Source organism: Alteromonas sp. CNT1-28 (genome assembly GCF_022348345.1).
GTDB classification, from domain to species: domain Bacteria; phylum Pseudomonadota; class Gammaproteobacteria; order Enterobacterales; family Alteromonadaceae; genus Alteromonas; species Alteromonas macleodii.
The window spans coordinates 13,152-32,393 of record NZ_JAKREZ010000041.1 but is presented as its reverse complement, the minus strand read 5'-3'; the positions used below and the strand labels follow the sequence as shown (position 1 = coordinate 32,393).

Genomic DNA, 19,242 nt, shown 5'->3' with positions numbered 1-19,242 from the left:
CTTAGCATTAGATATGGAAACGCCTAACGCAGTGCATAATAGAAAAGGCCAGCTTCGAGAGCTGGCCTAATAACTGTCAACCTATATTAGGACGACACATATTGCTATTTACATACGGCTTTAAATAAACCACACTGAATAAAAATACAATAAGTGCGCACCATGTTAGAAACCATTTCTTTTTCTCAACGCCAACGACTGGCGTATATCGACTTCTGCCTTTTGTTTAAAGGGGCTATTCATCGCCAAGACTTAATAAATCGCTTTGAAGTGGGACTATCGGCTGGTTCTCGTGACTTTACACTATACAAAGAGCTCGCCCCTGATAACTTGGTCTACGATCCAAGGGAAAAACGTTACTTTCAAACAGAAAGCTTTATTCCGGTTTTTGAACACGATGCAAAGCGAACCCTTGTGAAGCTTGCCAACGACATATCAGATGGATTTGATGCGATCGGTGACATACATTTCCCTGTTGAAAGTGCATCTTCACTTAATGTTCCTGATATTTTTGTGGTGGCGAAAGTGGTACAAGCCATCGTGAACAAAAAGGCGATGAGTGTAATCTATACGTCGCTTTCAAGCGGCAGTGGCGCAAGAGAGTTAGTGCCTCACAGTATTGTTGACAACGGTCAACGCTGGCATGTTCGCGCATTCGACAGAAAATCACAAAGCTTTAGAGATTTTGTGCTAACTCGAATTAGTAAGGTAACGGTTAAAGCAGAACCTGAAACCCATGAATGCATAGATTGTGATGAAGAGTGGGGGCGACTTATCTCACTTGAAATTGTGCCGCATCCTAAGAATATTAAATATGCCACCGCAATAGAGCTTGATTACGCCATGGAAGAAGGCGTGCTTACATTGGAAGTACGGGCTGCCATGGCGGGATACCTGCTTAGACGTTGGAATGTTGATTGTACAAAACATGCAAGCTTACGTACCGGAGAGTATCAACTTTGGCTTAGGAATCAGCAGAGCCTTGCGAATACCGACAATTTAGCCATCGCGCCAGGGTACATTGCAGAGCAAGAACCCTATACCGTATAAAATGTGGAAGTGGCCTGCCAAACAGCTCCTTGTTGAGTGTTAGTACATGCAGCTAACCGATATATTTCTTGATACAAACCAGTAGTGTGTCTTTGTCTAAAGGCTTGGCTAAAAAGTCAGTCATGCCGGCAGCCAAGCACTCTTCTTTGTCTTCTGCGAAAGCGTTTGCAGTGAGCGCAACAATTGGTGTATCAACCTCCAATGCTTTGCGTAATATTGTTGATGCCTCAATTCCTCCCATGACGGGCATATTGCAGTCCATCAAAATAAGGTCGAATTGATGTCGCTTGCCCACGTCCACGGCATCTTTTCCGTTCTTAACATGCAGGAACTTATAGCCTTCTGACTGCAATATAGTCTTCACGATTTCGGCATTGATTTCGTTGTCTTCAGCTAGCAGTATGCGTTTCTTCTTATTGCCTTCTTTAACATCATTATGAGATACGGGTTTTGTCTCAATTAACCTTCCTAAATCATGCTCAAGTTCTCGACGATTAATGGGCTTAGCATGCGTACGCCAGATAAGTTCAGACACATCATTTTCATCTTCTAGTCGTTCCAGTTCAGCAGAGATAAGAATGATTTTAGGAAATTTATCTGGGTTCATCGCCTTCAACTGTTCTAGCAAATCGACCCCGCTCATCTCTGGCATAGACAAATCAAGAATAATAACGTCGAAAGCCAGTGGGCTGTCTGATAGGTAGGCTTTTGCACTATCATAACTTTGGGGCACAATCGACATGGAGGTAACGACATGCTCAAAATATTCGCGGCTGGTTTGTAAATCATCAACTATCGCACAGCGCAAATTAGCACTGGGTTCAACGTTAATGTCGGGCAGCTGAGATTCTTCCGCTGCCATGGTAAAACTGAAGGTACTTCCTTGACCTACAAATGAGGTTACATTGATGTCGCCGAGCATGAGTTTCGCCAACTGCTTCGCAATACTTAACCCAAGCCCTGTACCTCCGTACTCACGGGTGGTGGATTGGTCGGCTTGCTCAAATTTCTTAAAGATATTATCAAGCTTTGATGACTCGATACCAATGCCGGTATCAATAACATCGAAGCTTAAATAATTGCCATTTGGGCGTTTGGTATAGGTGACCTTTAACGTGACAGAACCTTGTTCAGTAAACTTAATTGCATTACTTAACAAGTTGTGCAGAATTTGCGAAATACGAGTGATATCGCCTTTAATGACGTGAGGTAAGTCAGGGTCTTTTAAGTAATGAAATTCAAGGCCTTTTCTTTGGCAGTAAACCCGCTGTAACGACACCACATCGTCCAAGACTTGTAATAGGTCGACTGGCGCCTGTTCAATTTTGATTTTGCCTGCTTCAATTTTTGATATATCGAGAATATCGTTGATTAACACAAGGAGTTGCCTACCAGCAGTTTTGGCTTTTTTAAGGTAGATGTTGCTTTTGTCAGGGTTGTCTATGGCCAACTCGATCATGCCAAACAGGCCGTTCATTGGTGTGCGAAGTTCGTGACTCATGCTTGAAAGAAACTCTGATTTTGCTTTGCTTGCTCTACGAGCCTCATCAGCCGAACTTTCCGCTTGCTCTTTCAAGCTCGTTAGTTTGGCAAATGACCGTTTAACGGTGCGCTCCATAGGGGAAAAGATGAATGCTGCCTCGATACATAATAGAGCGAGTGTGGCTAGCCATAAGTAAACTTCAATCGAAAGAACCACATCTACTCTAGCAGTGGCGTCTTGCTCGAACCGCGCGACGACATAATCAAGCTGTTGTAATAGCGATGTCAGCGCTTGAATATCTAAAAGCGTAGTGGGCTGACACTGTGCTGCATCTAAAATTTGATCGGCGCTTTTTATGTATCGGTTTACTTTGTTGTCGAGCTGGCCTTCGTTAAAGTAAGTATTAGAGATAGAGGCGGGAAGGTTATCGAGTGACACAAGCTGTTGATGATTTTGTTTGAAACGTGCTAACGATTGCGCCAAATACCTTTGCTCTTCACTGTCTTCGCAAATGTTTGGTGTAGAGGTGAGCAACGCAATACGCTGTGAAAGCATGCGTTGCTGGCCCGCGATATTGATAATTTCAGCATCTTTCTTCTGATCACTGATTAATTCGTACAGAACAATAAAAGAAAGAGTGACGAGTGTAGCGGTTAGCAATAACGCAACGATATAACGAACACGTATAGACATAAGGGTAGTAGTGGCACAGTGATTACTAAAAGATAATAGATACCAAGTGGTTACGCAATGTGCCGAGCAAATTACTTACGCTTATGTTGCTCTATTCAATATCGTTCGGGATGTTATTAGGCACCCAGCCTCGCAATACCGCCTCTTTAGTGTAAAAAGCCGCGTTTTTATCATTCAGAAAATGAGAGTTTATTGCTGGTGAGGAGACTGCTTTAGGTGCACCTTCTCCATGAGATTGGTACTCGGAAAATCTTGCTTCTGTGTGGGGATTAAATGGTCTCTTTGTACCTGATGGCGTAGTTCCACCCATAGTAGTCCAGCGCTTTTGGATGATATGACCTGCCATATAGGTGTTGATAAACGTGGTTTTACCTACAGCGTAAGGGTTTGCATATCGGCCATCTGAAAAGGTGGTTGTAGGATGCCAAGGCCTTCCCAGTGCCACGCTTTCATCTGGAACGCCGTGTTCTCTTTCAAGCCTACAGTTATTGAACGTTAACCCATAAGGACGCTGTAAATGAGTGCTTGGGGCGGTGATGTAGCCTGTTAGTCCTTCGCTATCACCGCCAGAATAACGTGTACGGGAAACAATAGAAACGCTTTCAAAAAACGCGGTGCCCTCACCAAAAATAAAGTCAATATGTCCTGCTATTGTTCCGCCTTCAATCAGAGCGCGGTCACCTTTTAAATAGAGGGTATCTTGGTAACCCCAGAGTGCGACATTTTTAAGGTAAGTGCGATCTGAGTTCACATCGGTTTTAAGCGCTACTGCCTGCGTACCTGATAATCGAGTAGGGTCGTCTTTTGCTTTGACCTCGTTACCGGGATAATCAAAATCATTGGTGATAGTGATATTTTCCAGAGTGATATTATCACCTAAAATCTCCACAGTGGCAGTGCGACGAGTTCCCCATTTTTCTTGAGAATTCTCTGCGACTTGTTGACCTGCATATCGATTGAAAACGATAGTCGTTGTTTCTTGCGACTGGCCCACAAAGTGAACATTATCAACGTTTATGACGACACGCTCTCGATAAACGCCTTCGTTAATAAAGACGGTCCATACTTTATCTTTTTGTGGCTTGTGAGACGCGATATAAGTAACAGCTTGGGACACAGAGTTAAAATGAGGTAAAGCGTCCTTACTTACGTCACTGTCATGTGATTTAGCTACCACTACATCCGTCGTTGCTGGCATTGCCGCGCTTAATCCACTGAAAAGTATACCTGCCAGCAACACAAAGGCTAAACTAAGACTGACACGTGCTTTATTAAATTCCATAGTATTTATTCTTCTACAGCCCGTGCTTGTTAAATGGTTGGCTATTAATAAACACATTGTTTATTGAAAGATGCGCTACGTTTTCGATAACGGCATCTTTAAGCGCACGTTTTATCGTTATGTTATTCAACGTCAACCCAGAAATAGGCGTATGGTCATACCCGCGAAGCACAAAGGCCCGGTTAGCTGACGCAACGTTCAAGTTCTCTATAGTGATATCTTCCAGTAGTGGAGGGAAGTTACCGGCATCACCTTCTTCGTAGAAGAAATTCACGACAACAGCGTCTTTCACCGTCCCAATATCGATATTGCGATAGTTTAGATTTTTTAGGTGGCCACCCCGAATACTGTTGGTTTTAATTCTAATGCCGCGGTCTAAATCAGGGCTACTCATGGTGCAATGCTGAGCATAGAGATTCTCTACACCGCCGGATATTTCACTGCCGATTACAACACCGCCATGGCCAGCCTTCATCTCGCAATGTTCTATGACGATATTACTGCAGGGAACATTGATCCTTCTGCCGTCTGCATTGCGTCCAGATTTAATGGCAATGCAATCGTCCCCTGTATCAAATGTACAGTTAGAGATAAGAACGTTCGTGCAGCTTTCAGGGTCGCACCCGTCCGAATTTGGGCCGAAACTTTTACAGTACACGTCGTTAACGGTGACGTTCTTGCAAAGCACAGGGTTAACTAACCAAAATGGAGAGCGCAGGATGGTAACACCCTCGATAAGTACATTTTCACAGCGGTAAGGTTGTATAAACGGAGGGCGCAGGTAATTATTTTCAAAAACGCGGTCACTAACGGGTGTCCCGTTTTCTACCATTTCTTGCAGCGTGTCTCTGGTATATTTTTGGTTCTCAACCGGATCGTCACCCCATGTTGAAGCCTTCCACTTACCTTTCCATGGCCACCAGTTGTCTTTCGCAGCGCTACCGTCAAGCGTACCTTTGCCGGTGATTGCGATATTACTTTGCTCAAAAGCATAAATAAGAGGGGAGTAACCCATTAACTCCATACCTTCCCAGCGAGTAAAAACATATGGTTTGTAATCATCAGGATTGGTAGAAAATCGAATTGTTGCGCCTGCCTCAATATGCAAGTTTATATTCGACTGTAAGTGAATTGGGCCGCTGCATAGCCAGTCGCCTTTTGGCACAACCACTTTGCCACCACCTTGGCGTGCGACTTGGTCGATAGCTGCATGTAACGCTTGCTTAAAGTCACTGCCATTTTCATTTAAAAAGTCGGTAACATTAGCTTCGCGCTTTGCAAAGGTGGGGCGCTTTATCATCCCTTTAATAAGGTTTGCTTCGGCGTCCCACTGGCGTTGAGTCCTTCCCGTTTCGGTCACATTTGCACATCCGGATAGGAATGTAGGAACACCTACAGCCATCCCAGAAGCTGCAACAGTGGTGGCGAGACCAGACTTTAAGAAGTGACGTCTGGCATTCGGTGAGTTAGGTCGGACCATCATATACCCCTTTTATTTACAATTTAGCGCTTTTTACTTATTCAAATAATGTGCAGCCAGAATGAATGGGCCTACACCTTTCGCGTCGTTTGCTCTGATTGGCTCACTCATGTAGTAGTCGAATGAACCATCTCTATATGGATTTCCACCAAGACCAGCAACAGCGCAAACTTGCTCAAGGCTGATAACGTTAGTATCTGGATTAACCGAAATCATTTGATCAAGGAGTCCAGCAAACCCTTTTTCTGCGTGAGCTTTGTATTCATCAGGAAGAAACTTAAGGCTTGCACCTTTAGCCATAGCGTAGGTCAACATTGCTGTACCTGATGCTTCAAGGTAGTTTCCTTCACGGCTTCCCAAGTCAGTAACCTGATACCAGGTGCCTGAATTATGTTGATAGGTAAGCGTAGCGTCGATAAACGCTTTAAAGCGCGCTTTTAGCCACGGTGTTTTTGGATGTTCGGCAGGAACAACTTCTAGCACATCCACCATTGCCATAGCATACCAACCTAGCGAACGTGACCAGTGATGTTGAGAAAGACCTGTTTCTTTATCAGCCCACTTTTGCTTCTTAGATGCGTCCCAGCCATGTAAGGGGAGGCCTGTTTTTTCGTCGTAAAGGTGCTCTTCAATGAGTTCAAATTGCAAAAATACGTCGTCTAGCTCTTTCATATCGCCGTACTTAACAATGTATTCAGCGTAGAAGGGGGCCCCCATGTATAGGCCATCAAGCCACATTTGGTCTGGATAGCGTTTCTTATGCCAAAAGCCACCTTGCTCGGTACGTGGGTGAGTAGTAAGCTGCGTTCTAAGTAGGTCAGCGGCTTTTTTGTATTTAGGGTTGCCGGTTTCTTCATAGAGGAAAAACAGCACTTTACCAGGGTTAACCATATCAATATTAAACTTATTGATATCATAGGTTTTGATACTTCCGTCTTGTTGAACCAACATGTCGTAGTAACCTTTTACATAAGACAGGAGACGGGGATCTTTAGTATCTTGATAGACTTCTGTTATGGCAAGGAGGTTGAGACCGTGAACGTAATCCCATTGTGGCTTCTCATCCCAATCGATTTGCCAAGCTTCTGGGAAACGCACCATCTCAGACTCTATCATTCTCATAGACCATGATTGTGTGTTGTCGAGAGGCATTTGTACCCAATCATTTGCATTAGCAGCGGAAGAAACAAACGCCGTGCAAGCTACAACGGAAGCTGCGCGTAGAATACCTTTTAGCATAACAAACCCTTATTTTTATAACATTGTAAACACACTCTGTGCTACCGGTAGCATAATGGTTTTTATTTGCTCATATGTCAACGGAATTATTTACATTTTTTAACTTTTGTTTTACGCGTTTAAAATGTGTTCAATGCGACGTAAATGACTGTATTTAAATGTTTTAATTAAAGCTCTCATCCTGCTTTGGTAAGTTTCTATAGTCTCTTCTTTTTTCATCATTGCATATCAAATTTCTACTTATTGTAAATTTTTTCAACAAAATTGTTGCCACCGGTAGCATAACTGTTTAGGATGTAAATCAAATGTAAAGCTTGAGTGTTGTTTTCGAGGTTTACATTATTGCCGAAGAGAAGTTTTGCGTTAATTAGAAAACATAGCTGTACCCTGCAACTCTTCTCATTCAAGGTTTTGGTGGTTTACGAGACCACTATAGAGAATGAATTAGAATTGACGCGTTTTCGCTTCCTTAACAGCCAAGACGTGTTATCGGATAAATGTAAAGCATTGACGGTGTTAATTACCAAAATGTTATCCGGTGGCACAAAGGGGATTGAAATGGTTAAATACGATAAATGTTGAATTTGTGTAAATTTGAATAGTTCACACACGTTTCAAAAGCATCTTCACCTTTTGTCAGTATGCGCGTCTCTTATAAATATAAAAACCGGAGAAACAACAATGTTACCAAAGAAAAAGCAACTCGCTGTTCTTGTTACGCTAGCGTTGTCAGGCGCACATATTCATGCGCAAGAAGCCACAGACGAACAAGCCAGTGAAACCGAAGCGCAAAATATGGAAGTCATTGAGGTATCAGGCTTTCGTGGATCACTTAATAAATCACTGATGGAAAAGCGAACATCAGTTAACAGTAAAGAATCAATTGTTGCGCAAGACATTGGTAAATTCCCGGACTTAAATATTGCTGAGTCAATTCAACGTGTACCCGGCGTAGCCATTTCTCGTGAAGGTGGGGAAGGGCGCCAAATTACTTTGCGTGGTTTGAGCCCTTCATTTACCCGCACAACACTTAATGGCATGGAAGTGCCAGCAAGTACAGATGGCACAGACTCAGGTGGCGGTGTAAACGGTGGACGTGGCTTTGACTTTAACATTTTCGCTTCTGAATTGTTCAACCGCGTAGATATTCAAAAATCTCCTACCGCCTCTATGGAAGAAGGCGGCATTGCAGGTACGGTTGATCTGTATTCGGCAAAGCCGTTTGATTACGACGGTTTTAAATTCGTTTCATCTCTTCAGGGCGGCTATAACAGCATTACAGAAGAGACCGATCCTCGCGCCGCTTTCATGATCAGCAACCGTTTCGCTGACGACAAAGTCGGTGTGCTTTTCTCGGCCGCGTTCTCAGAGCGTACAGTAAGACAGGAAGGTTTTGGTACAGTTCGTTGGACTACTCCAGTTCGCGATGGCGGTGGCATCTTTGGCGATACATCAAACACGGTTGTTAACGGCACACCTGACGTAGATGATTGCCAGTATGAAGGTGAGTCGGTAGACCCGATTAATTGTTTATGGACTCCTCGTTTACCTAGACCTGACTACTTTGGTAATGATCAAGAGCGTGTAGGCTTCACCGGTTCAATTCAGTGGGCTGCAACAGATAATTTCACACTAACGCTAGACGGTTTAGTGTCCAAGCTTGATAACACCCGTACCATGTATAACTTCTTCCACATGTTCAGAAGTACATTCGAAGAAATTACGCCTACCTCTATTACTGTTCATCCTAATGGTCAACAAGTGCTGGCTGGTACGTACGACGGTATCAAATCGCGTATTGAAAGCCGTTTACAGGAATCAACTACTGACTTTAGCCAATTCGTAATTTCTGGCGAGTGGTTTATTGGTGAAAACCTTAAACTTGATATGATGGCCGGTACAGCAGAGTCTGACGCTCGTTCAGAGCAATATCGTTACAATATGACGCTGCTGGAAGAAACCAGCTACGGCTTTGACTTTAGCAATAACAGCAACGCGCCAGAAGTGACTTACGGTTACGATGTTAACGATGCAAGCAACTATAATCTAAGCGATGGCCGATTACGTGCTACTGATGTATTGCGTGAAAACGACACGGTCAAATTTGATGCGACATACTTAGGTGATGAAGTCACTATTAAGGCTGGCTTTGCCTACAATGACCGTGTTGTAACCTACAGTGAAGAGCAAATAAATGGCTTCCCAGATCAAGACTCGGCAGTAGGTTTTGCTGAAATTATGCCGGTAGACGATTTCGGAAGTGGTTTTGATGGCCCTCTTGACCCGTTCCTTGTTGCCGACTTTGACGCTATTAATAGCCAATTGTTAGATGTTGTTTGGACACCGCGTTCTGCACAAAGCTGGCAAGTAGGCGAAGAAACATCAGCTATGTACCTTGAGCTTGATACGAGCTATGAGATTGCCGACATGTTACTTCGCGCTAATTACGGTGTGCGTTATGTGAAAACAACCACAACCTCTGAAGGCTTTATTCAAGGCGAAACGGTACAAATCGAAAACGAATACAATAACTTCTTACCAGCAGTTAACTTAGCACTTGAAGCAACTGATGACGTAGTTGTTCGCCTTGGCTTAACACAGTCTATGACTCGCCCAAGCCTGAACTCATTAAACCCTGGTAACCCAAGCTTTGATTATATTAACGGCTCGGTGAGCGTGGGGAACCCATTCCTTGATCCGTTTACGTCGAACAACGTTGACTTTGGTGTTGAATGGTACTTCGATGACGAAGCGCTACTAGCAGCAACAGTGTTCTACAAAGACATTGATAACTGGATTGTTCGCGCATCAGAAGAGCGTTTAGTCGACAGTGCTTACTACGACTTTATCGACAACGATGCACAGTTTGACCCTGTAATTGCACTAGACCCACGCACTATTCCATACGAGCATAGCAGTCCAATTAACGCTGAAGACAGAAGTGTAAGCGGTTATGAGTTAATTTATCAGCAGCCGCTAAGTTTCTTACCAGGACTGTTCGAAAACATGGGTATCGTGTCGAACTACACTCACGTTAATGCTGACGACATCGAAGGTATGAGTGAAACATCGTACAACTTTACGGTGTATTACGAAACAGACCAATACGGTGCGCGTGTGTCAGTTAACAAACGCGACGATTACCTGACAGACTTTACTGGCAGCAACGGTAACGTTGCGCACGGTACGACAGGACCTACGCAGGTAGATTTCTCGTCATTTTATAACGTAAACGACGAGCTAACGTTGACCTTTGAAGTCATTAACCTTACCGATGAGTACGAGCGCTTGTTTACCACGGGTGATGGCTCTTTGAACTTGGTACGTGAGTACAACCACACGGGCCGTCAGTTCTTCTTGGGCGCTCGTTATACTATGTAAAAAAACAGGCCGGCCAATTATGTTGGCCGGCCTGAGATAATAATTAAATGTTGTGTTCCGTGAAGACGGGTGTGTTTGGCCATCGTAATGATGGCCTTTTTTATGTGCAAAAAGTGCAGGCCGGGAGGAGTTCAGCACGCCTCTACCTCACTTTTTGAGCAATTTGCATCGCAACAAAAGAAATATTGAAAAGGAGAAAAGGTGTGAAAAATTCAAGTAAACTCACCACAGGGAAAATATTCAACGCGCTGCGCTACAGTCTTGCAAGCGTTTTTGTTGTATCGAGTACTTTTGCAGTAGCAGACCAGCAAGGCACGAGTACACTTCACATTAGTTACGCGGCGCAATCTAGCGCTTATGCACTTACCAGTTCGGGTTCCCAAAGTGCTTCAATCCAAAGCGCTACTAATAAAGGCAGTGAAGAGGCTGTAAAAGCTCCACCCTACAAAAAGCCAGTTACCCTACATCTGGTCGGCGATTCAACCATGTCAGACAAGCCTATGTTGTCATATCCAGAACGTGGGTGGGGACAATTACTTCCTGAATTCATGCTGCCCAATCTTAATATTAAAAACCATGCGGCTAACGGCAGAAGCACAAAGCGATTTGTAGATGAGGGACGCTGGCAGCTTCTGTTATCCGATCTGTCTGAAGGTGATTTTGTGGCTATTCAGTTTGGACATAACGATCAAAAACAGTCGGATCCTGCTCGCTATGCCGACCCGGAAAATGCTTATCCAGCTTACTTGAATCAGTTTGTTCAGGATGTTGAAGCAAAAGGGGCATCAGTGATTATCGCAAGTAGTATTTGCAGGCGTCATTTCACTGAGGAAGGTGTGTTAAAACGGACGTTGCAGGCGTATGCCGATGCAGCGAAGAAAGTGGCAGCACAAAATAATGTGCCATTTATTCCTATGAACGCTTTAACTTGCGATTTTCTTGCTCAGGTAGGCGAGCCTAACAGCAACCATTACTTCATTAAGGTGCCCGCCGACCTTTATGCGCGCTACCCTGAAGGCAAAACGGACGACACTCACTTGAACGTTGTGGGCGCGGCGAAAATGGCGCAAATATTCGTGCGAGAGCTAAAAGCGACAGCGCACCCACTGGCAAAATACGTATATCGAGACACGTTGTAAGCTCACATAAAAACGACGTGGCGCGTTATTGTAGGCGTGCCGCGTTCTTTAGTGGGGGATCGCCTTTATCTTAATTAGCGTGCTTGCTTATGGTTACAATGGCAGGAAATAGAAGAGAAAAGAAAGAGGAATGTCACATACCGACTATAGCGACGGTATGTGATTAGTGAAGGCATCGCCTGATATAATGGCACCGGGGTAGGTAATCACAGTCGCTGCCACTTTGGCCCCATAGCTCGCGCTCTCTACAGGTTTTCTACCTGCAAGTCGAGCGGCCATATAGCCGCCATTGAATGCATCGCCAGCAGCCGTTGTATCAACCACCTGTTCAACACGCTCAACAGGCACAATACATTGTTCTTGTTGACGGAGTATATGAACGCCAACCGCTCCGTTTTTCATAACGATTTCTTCAATCTGTTTGTCGGCTAAATAGCTAAATATTTCATCAGCATTGGTGTGGCCAAACAGCATTAAATGGTCGTCTGCACCTGGGAACGCCAAGTCTGCTTCAGCATAAGCCTTATCCGTCCAGTACTTGGCATCTTCTTGAGATGACCAAAGGCGAGCTCGATAGTTGGGATCAAAGGCAATCTTACTTCCTTTGGCCTTGAGGGACGAAATCAGTTCGAAAAGTGTAGCGCGCTGTTCATCATCTAAAATGGCAATAGAGATACCGCTCAAATAAAACCAATCACAAGCAAATTCAGCGCCCTTCATAATGTTGAGCGTCTGTGTTGCTGCAGATTGGTTACGCCAATATGCAAAGGTTCTTTCACCTTCGTTGTCGTTACGGATCATATACAGGCCAAGGTTACGCGATGACGAGCGAAACACTAAATCAGTGTTAATTTCGTGCTCACCCATTTTAAACAGCAGCTCATCGCTTAAAAAGTCTGCGCCGATCGCCGTTAAGTAACTAATGGAAGATGAAGGCAAGCAGCGTTTTAAATAAACTGCAGTGTTGTACGTGTCGCCAGCAAAGCTTTTCGCCATCAGATTATTATCTGTGTTTTCATCGCGCGTACTAACTGATGACTCACGCTGAGTGCTTCGAAGCTCTACCATGCACTCGCCAAAAATAACTATTCTTTGGTTGGTATCAACTATGCTCATGCCGCAGCCTCATCAAACAATGTTAGGCTTTGTTGACATGCCAAAGTTATAGCTTGCCAATTTTTTGCTTCAATGGCTGCCTTCGGCATCATCCATGTACCGCCTACTGCTCTTACATTGCCAAGCGAGAGATACTCATTCGCGTTGTCGCCATTAATGCCGCCGGTAGGGCAGAAGGAAACATCGCTAAATACGCTTGAAATAGCTTTAAGAAAAGGTGTTCCGCCGCTAAGACTCGCAGGAAAGAACTTCATTTCGCGAATGCCTTTTTGGTGCGCCAAAAGAATATCGGCTGGCGTAGCGACACCTGGCAAAAAGGGTGCATTAGACGCAATCAGTGTATCGAGCAATGTCTCTGAGCTTGTGGGCGTTATCAAAAATTGCGCGCCTGCATCCAACGCTTCAAATACGTGGTTGCGATTTAACAATGTGCCCATACCCACAACGAGTTCAGGAAACTGTTTTCTAATCGCTGACAGGGCTTCAAATGCTGCGTCGCTGCGTTTCACTACTTCTATGTTGCACAGGCCGCTATTTGCAATTGCTTCTGCTAGGTGAAGCCCCTCGTCAACAGATTTAGGCTGAATAATAGGCAGTAATGGGGCGCCTTTAAGCATGGAAAAGGTACTTTTCATCACGCGGTTCCTTTTAGTGAATCTAGCGAACTTTCTGGTAACGTAGTGGGAGCAGAACTTTGCTGATCTTCGTTGCTGTTTTCGTGCGATAAAATGTTAAGCAGCTGATTAACTTTTTCGAGCACTTTTTCTTTGAACGTAGTGTTTACCGACAGTTCGGCGAACATGGTTTCAAGAGATAGCAATTTTTTTGCAAGTTCTATTGCCTGAAAGTCTACCGATTTTGCTGTAGCCCTTAACATACTATCTAGCGGGTCGGTGATAGTTTCGTTTAAACGTGCTTTGTTGTTTACAAATAGGCACCAGGCCGCAACGGCACTGCAGAGCAAATCAATATTTCGTTTTGCTTTTAGGTTATCGCGTACTGTGTCGAGAATTCGAAATGGGATTTTCTGTGACCCATCCCAAGCAATTTGCGACAACAGGTGGCGAATATGCTTATTCTCATAGCGCTTAACAATGTCTTGTGCGTAAGCGTTCAGATCGAAGTCTTGTGTTCCGCTATCGGCATTCTCGTTATTACTGGATAGAGACGGCACAATTTCTTCTTTCAACATGGTTTGAATCAGTTGCTTTATGGCTGGGGTACGCATTGCGTCGAATACGGTTTCCTTGCCAAGCAATAACCCTATGTAGGCCAGTGTTGAATGTGTGCCGTTTAGAATGCGAAGCTTAGCTTTTTCAAAAAAGCTCACATCATGAGTAAAAGTAACGCCAACTTTATCCCAAGCAGGTCGTGGGCCAGAAAAATTATCTTCAACCACCCATTGAGTAAATGCCTCTCGCTGAATAGGCCAGTTATCAGTTAAACCCAGCTCAGCGGCAACGTTGGCTTTAAAGCTGTCTTCAGTTGCTGGCGTAATACTGTCAACCATAGTGCAGGGGAAGGCGATGTTCTCGCTGATCCATTGGCCGAGTGATTCATCCGTTTTATTGGCGAACTCGGTCACCGCTTTTTGCAGCTTTTTACCGTTGTCTGACACGTTGTCACAGCTGATAATGGTAATATCTGCATAGCCTGCCTGCTTACGTTGTGCTAGCGCTTGCACAATTAGGCCAACTGCACTTACCGGTGTTTCTGGCGTGACTAAATCAGCTTTAATATCCGGATGATCAGTATCTAGATGACCTTGCGCATTAAGGCAATAGCCCTTTTCTGTCACGGTAAGCGTCACAATTTTAGTTTGCTTGTTTACCAGCGCAGCAACAATGTCTTCACGATCATGTGCTAATGTTGAAAGGGTTTTTATTGCGCCGATAATGTGGGTTTCAGGCTCGTTATCAACAATACACAACGCATAGAGATTGTCTTGTGTACTCAACGCTTCTTTAAGTGATGCGCTGCGCATTGATACACCGTGAATGCGCCAGTCACCGCCATAAGCCAGCGCCTTTTCGGTATAATACGCTTGGTGCGCACGGTGAAAGGCGCCTGGACCAATATGCACGATGCCACAACCGGTTGCTTCCAGGTCGTAATTTGGTTTACTTACGCTGTCACTTAAAAGAGGTAGCGTTGAAATTGATAACGGCTTTGTCATGATTACCCCAGTTTGTACGCTTGTTTAGCAAAATCATAAGTGAGTTTTCTTGCAATGCTGGCCGCTTCTGTTTCACTGATGCGGTGCTCCACAACTAGCTGTGCAAGGAAGCGACAATCAATACGTCTGGCAACATCATGACGCGCAGGGATAGACAAGAAGGCGCGTGTATCGTCGTTAAAACCAACTGTATTGAAGAAACCAGCGGTTTCTGTCACTTGGTGTCTAAAGCGTAACATGCCTTCAGCGCTATCGTGGAACCACCATGAAGGACCGAGTTTCAGGCAAGGGTAGTGGCCTGCAAGTGGTGCTAATTCACGGCTGTACGTGGTTTCATCTAATGTAAATAGAATTATGTCCAGGTTAGGCTCGTTACCGTATTTACCGAGTAACGGGCGAAGCGCTTTAACAAAATCTGTTTGCATTGGAATGTCGTGGCCTTTATCGCGACCAAACTGTGTAAAGAGCTGACTGTTGTGGTTTCTAAACGAACCAGGGTGAATTTGCATCACCATGCCGTCTTCTACACTCATTCCCGCTAATTCGGTAAGCATTTGCGCTCTAAATAGCTCTTGCTCTTCAGGGTTACTGTTTCCACTTCTTACTTTATCGAATAAAGCAATACACTCAGCTTCACTTAAATCAGCTGTGTTCGCCGTTGGGTGTCCGTGATCCGTTGCTGTTGCACCGTGCTCTCTAAAGACGGCACGTCGTGCACGAATTGCGTTCAGGTAGCCCTGCCAGGTTGCAGTGTCTTCACCGGTGAGCTCACCAAGTTTCTCAATGTTTGAAACAATATCTTCGCGTGAAGCATCGACTACATCATCTGGTCTAAAGGTGGTGATAACCCGCTTTGCCCACGGTGTATCTTTAATCGCTGCGTGATGGGGAAGGGCATCAAGCGCGCCTTCAGTGGTAGCAATCACTTCAATATTAAAGCGGTCCATCAGTGCACGGGGTTTAAAGTCATCCCCTTGAAGCTGCGCAGTGATGTGGTCGTAATAATGCGTTGCGTTTTCGCTACACAACATCTCTCGCAAACCAAATACATCGTGAAATACAGTGTCTAACCACAAACGCGATGGTGTGGCAGCAAATAGATGATAGTTATCAGCCAGAAGTTTCCAGATTTTACGTGGATCCTTTTCCGTTTCGCCGCCGTCCCAACGTGGCACACCAATATCGGTTAATTTAATACCTTGACTATACAGCATTCTGAACACATAGTGATCAGGGGTGATAAACAACTCGGTTGCATTGGTGAAATTATTGTTTTGTGCAAACCAACGTGGGTCAGTATGGCCATGTGGACTTATGATAGGGAGATCTCGAATTTCCTTATACAGCGCCTTTGCAACACTTCGGGTTGCTTCATCGGCAGGAAAAAGTCTATCTTCATGTAATAATATCGATTCCATAACGCTCTCTTTTAGAGGGTGACGCCACGTTTCCAAATAGCAATCTCATGACTGCCATTCTTCTCGTTGCAGGTTTGTTGACCAGATGCCACTGCCAAGCAATGTTGGAGTAGCGCTTCGGCACACTTATCAATAGATACGCCTTCCAGAACTTGTCCAGCGTTAAAATCTATCCAATGTGGCTTCTTATTAGCGATATCTGAATTTGACGATATCTTGACTGTGGGTACAGGAAAACCAAGGGGCGTGCCTCGGCCTGTGGTGAATAAAACGATATGTGCCCCCGATGCTGCCAACGCCGTTGAACTAACGGCATCGTTACCAGGTGCTTGTAATAAACTTAAGCCTTTATCTTGCTTTGGCTCGCCATACTGCAAGATGGACTGAATAGTAGACGTTCCACCTTTTTGAACCGCGCCGAGAGACTTTTCCTCTAGCGTGGTTAAACCGCCTGCCTTATTGCCTGGAGACGGGTTTTCGTAAATAGGTTGGTTGTGGGCGATAAAGTAGTTCTTAAACTCATCAATCAGCGAGTTAAACGCCTCGAATACGTCTTTGTTTTTAGCGCGATTCATTAAGAGCTGTTCGGCACCAAACATTTCTGGCGTTTCGGTTAAAATGACCGAGCCACCTAGATTACACATTAAATCGGTAACACGCCCTACTGTTGGGTTGGCAGTAATACCGCTAAAAGCGTCGCTACCACCACACTTCATGCCTAAGGTTAATTCGCTAGCGTCGATAGGCTCACGTTTGTCATTAGCCATTACTTTTAACAAGTCATAAACCGCATTGACGCCTTCTTCTAATTCATCTACCACTTCTTGTGCGTTGTAGAAGCGAACCCTATTTGCCGGTTTATCAACGTGAGGCAGAAAACTCTTAAGCTGATTGTTTTCGCAACCCAAGCCTACAATTAACACCGCACCAGCGTTCGGGTGAGATGCGAGAGAGGCTAAGATAGTGCGCGTGTCATCTAAATCATCGCCCAGCTGAGAACAGCCAAAAGGGTGGGTAAATGCGCGGAACCCGTCGCACTCGCTAGCGAAACGACGATTACATTCGTTGGCAATACGGTCTGCTGTTCGATTTACGCAGCCTACGGTATTGATGATCCATACTTCATTGCGAATACCCACTTTTCCATTTTCTCTTCTGTAGCCCATGAACTGTAATCCAGAAGTAAGATGGTTTTGTTTTGAAGCGGTATTTGACGGCGCGTAAACGTATTGTTCAGTGCCTTTTAACTTAGTCTTTGCGTTATGGCTGTGAACATGTTCACCGGGATTAATTTGGCTTGTTGCAGCACCAATGCTGAAACCATATTTTACGATGTCGCCACCGTCTGACAGGGTAACTAAGGCAACTTTATGGCCAGCAGGAATGTCTTGGCTAACTGTAATGTCATATTCAGCGATGTAAGTGCCAGCCACGATAGGGCAGGTTGCAACCGCAACGTTATCGTTATTATGCACTTTAACTAGTTGTGTTTTAACGTCCATTACAAGTCCTGCTTTATCTTTACGGCTTATTTAACCGCTAAGCGTTGTTAAATAAGCACTGTGTATTTAAAAAGAGCGATAGATTAGAAAACGTTGCTTTTTACGCTCTGTTTACAAATTGTTTATTTTTAACATTCTTTTTTATTGTCGTGCTACCGGTGGCATAATAGGTCGAAAAAGAAGTGTTAGCAACACTTCATTGTAAAAAATCACACTTTTTTGATTGAATCGCGAATAATTAGGTGAGGTTTGACCAGATACGTTTCGGTTTCACTAACTTCACTGCCTTCGATGTGCGCGATGATTTTACGCGCTGCGATAGCTGCCATATCGCCAACGGGACGTTGAACAGTGGTAAGGGCAGGGATCACACGGGCAGCAAGTAGGTTGTCATCGAACCCCGCAACGGATAGTTCGTCAGGTACGGTTATTCCCATTTCATGAGCCACTTTCAATACGCCTGCTGCCATTTCATCGTTGTTTGCAAAAATAGCTTTGACTCGTGGTGACTGAATAAGCAATTGACGTGCGCATTCTATACCGCTTTCGAAGCTGTTTTTACCCTCAATTACCCTGTTTTTAGGTACATCGACACCTAGGCCGTTAAGCGTTTCAACAAAGCCTTCCAAACGCTCTTTTGAGGAATAATACTGTTGCGGACCGCTGATGATACCAATGTCTTTATGACCTAGTGAAACCATATAGCGCGCTAAATCACTTAAAGCAGCTCTGTCGTCACTCACTACGATATTTTGATGGTCATCTAAATCTACTGACGCCATTCGCACATAGTTAATGCTCTTTTGTTGCAGCGCGTCGGCTAATAACTTCGATTCGGATACCGGTGGCAATATAATGACACCATCTATGTTTGAACGACGCACAAAGTTAATACAGTCTTCTACAAAACCTTCGGCATTATAACTACAAGGGTGTACAACTAACTCATAACCCTTTTGAGAACATATGCTTAACACGCCTCTTTGTACTTGGTCGATATACAAGGCATCGGGGTTATCATAAATCAAGCCGATCAAGTAAGAGCGGCTAGTACTTAAACCACGCGCTTGCTTGTCAGGGGCAAACCCCGTTTCTTGAATGACCGCTTCAATGCGCTCACGTGTTGCTTTTCCCACATTGGTCGCACCGTTAATGACGCGTGACACGGTACGCTTTGATACACCTGCTAGGGCTGCAACATCATTGATAGTCGGGCGCTTGTTCATAATTCTCTGTTTTTCCGCGCTATTATGTCGTTACTTCCGATATTACCACACAAATAC

The 19,242-nt window shown here is 44.5% G+C and carries 13 protein-coding genes; 3 read left to right on the top strand and 10 right to left on the bottom strand.

Annotated features, from left to right (window positions below; translation table 11 throughout):
* Nucleotides 1-162 precede the first annotated feature (162 nt).
* A complete protein-coding gene (locus tag MHN02_RS19095; protein WP_110288683.1) occupies nucleotides 163-1,050 on the top strand; it encodes a WYL domain-containing protein in 888 nt (295 codons plus the stop codon).
* A gap of 52 nt (nucleotides 1,051-1,102) precedes the next feature.
* Here the strand turns inward: MHN02_RS19095 and MHN02_RS19090 are convergent, their stop codons facing one another.
* The 4 genes from MHN02_RS19090 to MHN02_RS19075 all read right to left on the bottom strand — a co-directional run bounded on the left by MHN02_RS19090 (nucleotide 1,103) and on the right by MHN02_RS19075 (nucleotide 7,227).
* Nucleotides 1,103-3,226, bottom strand: a complete 2,124-nt coding sequence (locus tag MHN02_RS19090; protein WP_014976843.1) for a response regulator — start codon at nucleotides 3,224-3,226, stop codon at nucleotides 1,103-1,105.
* A gap of 91 nt (nucleotides 3,227-3,317) precedes the next feature.
* Nucleotides 3,318-4,508, bottom strand: coding sequence for a pectinesterase family protein (locus MHN02_RS19085; protein WP_239247722.1), 1,191 nt, complete (start codon nucleotides 4,506-4,508; stop codon nucleotides 3,318-3,320).
* A gap of 13 nt (nucleotides 4,509-4,521) precedes the next feature.
* Nucleotides 4,522-5,988 carry a glycoside hydrolase family 28 protein gene (locus MHN02_RS19080; protein ID WP_239247725.1) on the bottom strand — a complete coding sequence of 489 codons (1,467 nt, stop codon included), beginning with the start codon at nucleotides 5,986-5,988 and terminating at the stop codon, nucleotides 4,522-4,524.
* Nucleotides 5,989-6,021: 33 nt separating this feature from the next.
* On the bottom strand, nucleotides 6,022-7,227 hold the full coding sequence (locus MHN02_RS19075) for a glycoside hydrolase family 88 protein (RefSeq protein ID WP_239219529.1): 1,206 nt from the start codon (nucleotides 7,225-7,227) through the stop codon (nucleotides 6,022-6,024).
* Nucleotides 7,228-7,908: 681 nt separating this feature from the next.
* Between MHN02_RS19075 and MHN02_RS19070 the strand changes: the two genes are divergently transcribed.
* Both MHN02_RS19070 and MHN02_RS19065 read left to right on the top strand, forming a co-directional pair.
* Nucleotides 7,909-10,608, top strand: a complete 2,700-nt coding sequence (locus tag MHN02_RS19070) for a TonB-dependent receptor (RefSeq protein ID WP_014949881.1) — start codon at nucleotides 7,909-7,911, stop codon at nucleotides 10,606-10,608.
* Nucleotides 10,609-10,811: 203 nt separating this feature from the next.
* The gene (locus MHN02_RS19065) at nucleotides 10,812-11,747 is read left to right on the top strand and encodes a rhamnogalacturonan acetylesterase (protein ID WP_239247721.1); all 936 of its coding nucleotides are present in this window, start codon (nucleotides 10,812-10,814) and stop codon (nucleotides 11,745-11,747) included.
* Nucleotides 11,748-11,891: 144 nt separating this feature from the next.
* Here MHN02_RS19065 and MHN02_RS19060 read toward each other — a convergent pair whose 3' ends face one another.
* The 6 genes from MHN02_RS19060 to MHN02_RS19035 all read right to left on the bottom strand — a co-directional run bounded on the left by MHN02_RS19060 (nucleotide 11,892) and on the right by MHN02_RS19035 (nucleotide 19,185).
* Nucleotides 11,892-12,863 carry a sugar kinase gene (locus tag MHN02_RS19060; protein ID WP_014979615.1) on the bottom strand — a complete coding sequence of 324 codons (972 nt, stop codon included), beginning with the start codon at nucleotides 12,861-12,863 and terminating at the stop codon, nucleotides 11,892-11,894.
* A complete protein-coding gene (gene eda, locus MHN02_RS19055; RefSeq protein ID WP_014979614.1) occupies nucleotides 12,860-13,498 on the bottom strand; it encodes a bifunctional 4-hydroxy-2-oxoglutarate aldolase/2-dehydro-3-deoxy-phosphogluconate aldolase in 639 nt (212 codons plus the stop codon). Before eda ends, MHN02_RS19060 begins: the two co-directional genes overlap by 4 nt.
* Nucleotides 13,498-15,039 carry a mannitol dehydrogenase family protein gene (locus tag MHN02_RS19050; RefSeq protein ID WP_239247719.1) on the bottom strand — a complete coding sequence of 514 codons (1,542 nt, stop codon included), beginning with the start codon at nucleotides 15,037-15,039 and terminating at the stop codon, nucleotides 13,498-13,500. Before MHN02_RS19050 ends, eda begins: the two co-directional genes overlap by 1 nt.
* A gap of 2 nt (nucleotides 15,040-15,041) precedes the next feature.
* Nucleotides 15,042-16,457: a glucuronate isomerase gene (uxaC, locus tag MHN02_RS19045; protein WP_239247717.1), complete on the bottom strand. Its 1,416-nt coding sequence runs from the start codon at nucleotides 16,455-16,457 to the stop codon at nucleotides 15,042-15,044.
* 11 nt (nucleotides 16,458-16,468) lie between these two features.
* The gene (locus MHN02_RS19040) at nucleotides 16,469-17,959 is read right to left on the bottom strand and encodes an altronate dehydratase family protein (protein ID WP_239247715.1); all 1,491 of its coding nucleotides are present in this window, start codon (nucleotides 17,957-17,959) and stop codon (nucleotides 16,469-16,471) included.
* Between the two features lie 209 nt (nucleotides 17,960-18,168).
* Complete coding sequence (locus MHN02_RS19035; RefSeq protein WP_014949874.1) at nucleotides 18,169-19,185, bottom strand: LacI family DNA-binding transcriptional regulator; 1,017 nt, start codon at nucleotides 19,183-19,185, stop codon at nucleotides 18,169-18,171.
* Between the last annotated feature and the right edge of the window lie 57 nt (nucleotides 19,186-19,242).

Excerpts from the sequence above, each read along its gene's own strand:
- MHN02_RS19095 (WP_110288683.1), top strand. The coding sequence starts at position 163 with ATGTTAGAAACCATTTCTTTTTCTCAACGCCAACGACTGGCGTATATC.
- MHN02_RS19090 (WP_014976843.1), bottom strand. The coding sequence starts at position 3,226 with ATGTCTATACGTGTTCGTTATATCGTTGCGTTATTGCTAACCGCTACA.
- MHN02_RS19085 (WP_239247722.1), bottom strand. The coding sequence starts at position 4,508 with ATGGAATTTAATAAAGCACGTGTCAGTCTTAGTTTAGCCTTTGTGTTG.
- MHN02_RS19080 (WP_239247725.1), bottom strand. The coding sequence starts at position 5,988 with ATGGTCCGACCTAACTCACCGAATGCCAGACGTCACTTCTTAAAGTCT.
- MHN02_RS19075 (WP_239219529.1), bottom strand. The coding sequence starts at position 7,227 with ATGCTAAAAGGTATTCTACGCGCAGCTTCCGTTGTAGCTTGCACGGCG.
- MHN02_RS19070 (WP_014949881.1), top strand. The coding sequence starts at position 7,909 with ATGTTACCAAAGAAAAAGCAACTCGCTGTTCTTGTTACGCTAGCGTTG.
- MHN02_RS19060 (WP_014979615.1), bottom strand. The coding sequence starts at position 12,863 with ATGAGCATAGTTGATACCAACCAAAGAATAGTTATTTTTGGCGAGTGC.
- eda (WP_014979614.1), bottom strand. The coding sequence starts at position 13,498 with ATGAAAAGTACCTTTTCCATGCTTAAAGGCGCCCCATTACTGCCTATT.
- MHN02_RS19050 (WP_239247719.1), bottom strand. The coding sequence starts at position 15,039 with ATGACAAAGCCGTTATCAATTTCAACGCTACCTCTTTTAAGTGACAGC.
- uxaC (WP_239247717.1), bottom strand. The coding sequence starts at position 16,457 with ATGGAATCGATATTATTACATGAAGATAGACTTTTTCCTGCCGATGAA.
- MHN02_RS19040 (WP_239247715.1), bottom strand. The coding sequence starts at position 17,959 with ATGGACGTTAAAACACAACTAGTTAAAGTGCATAATAACGATAACGTT.
- MHN02_RS19035 (WP_014949874.1), bottom strand. The coding sequence starts at position 19,185 with ATGAACAAGCGCCCGACTATCAATGATGTTGCAGCCCTAGCAGGTGTA.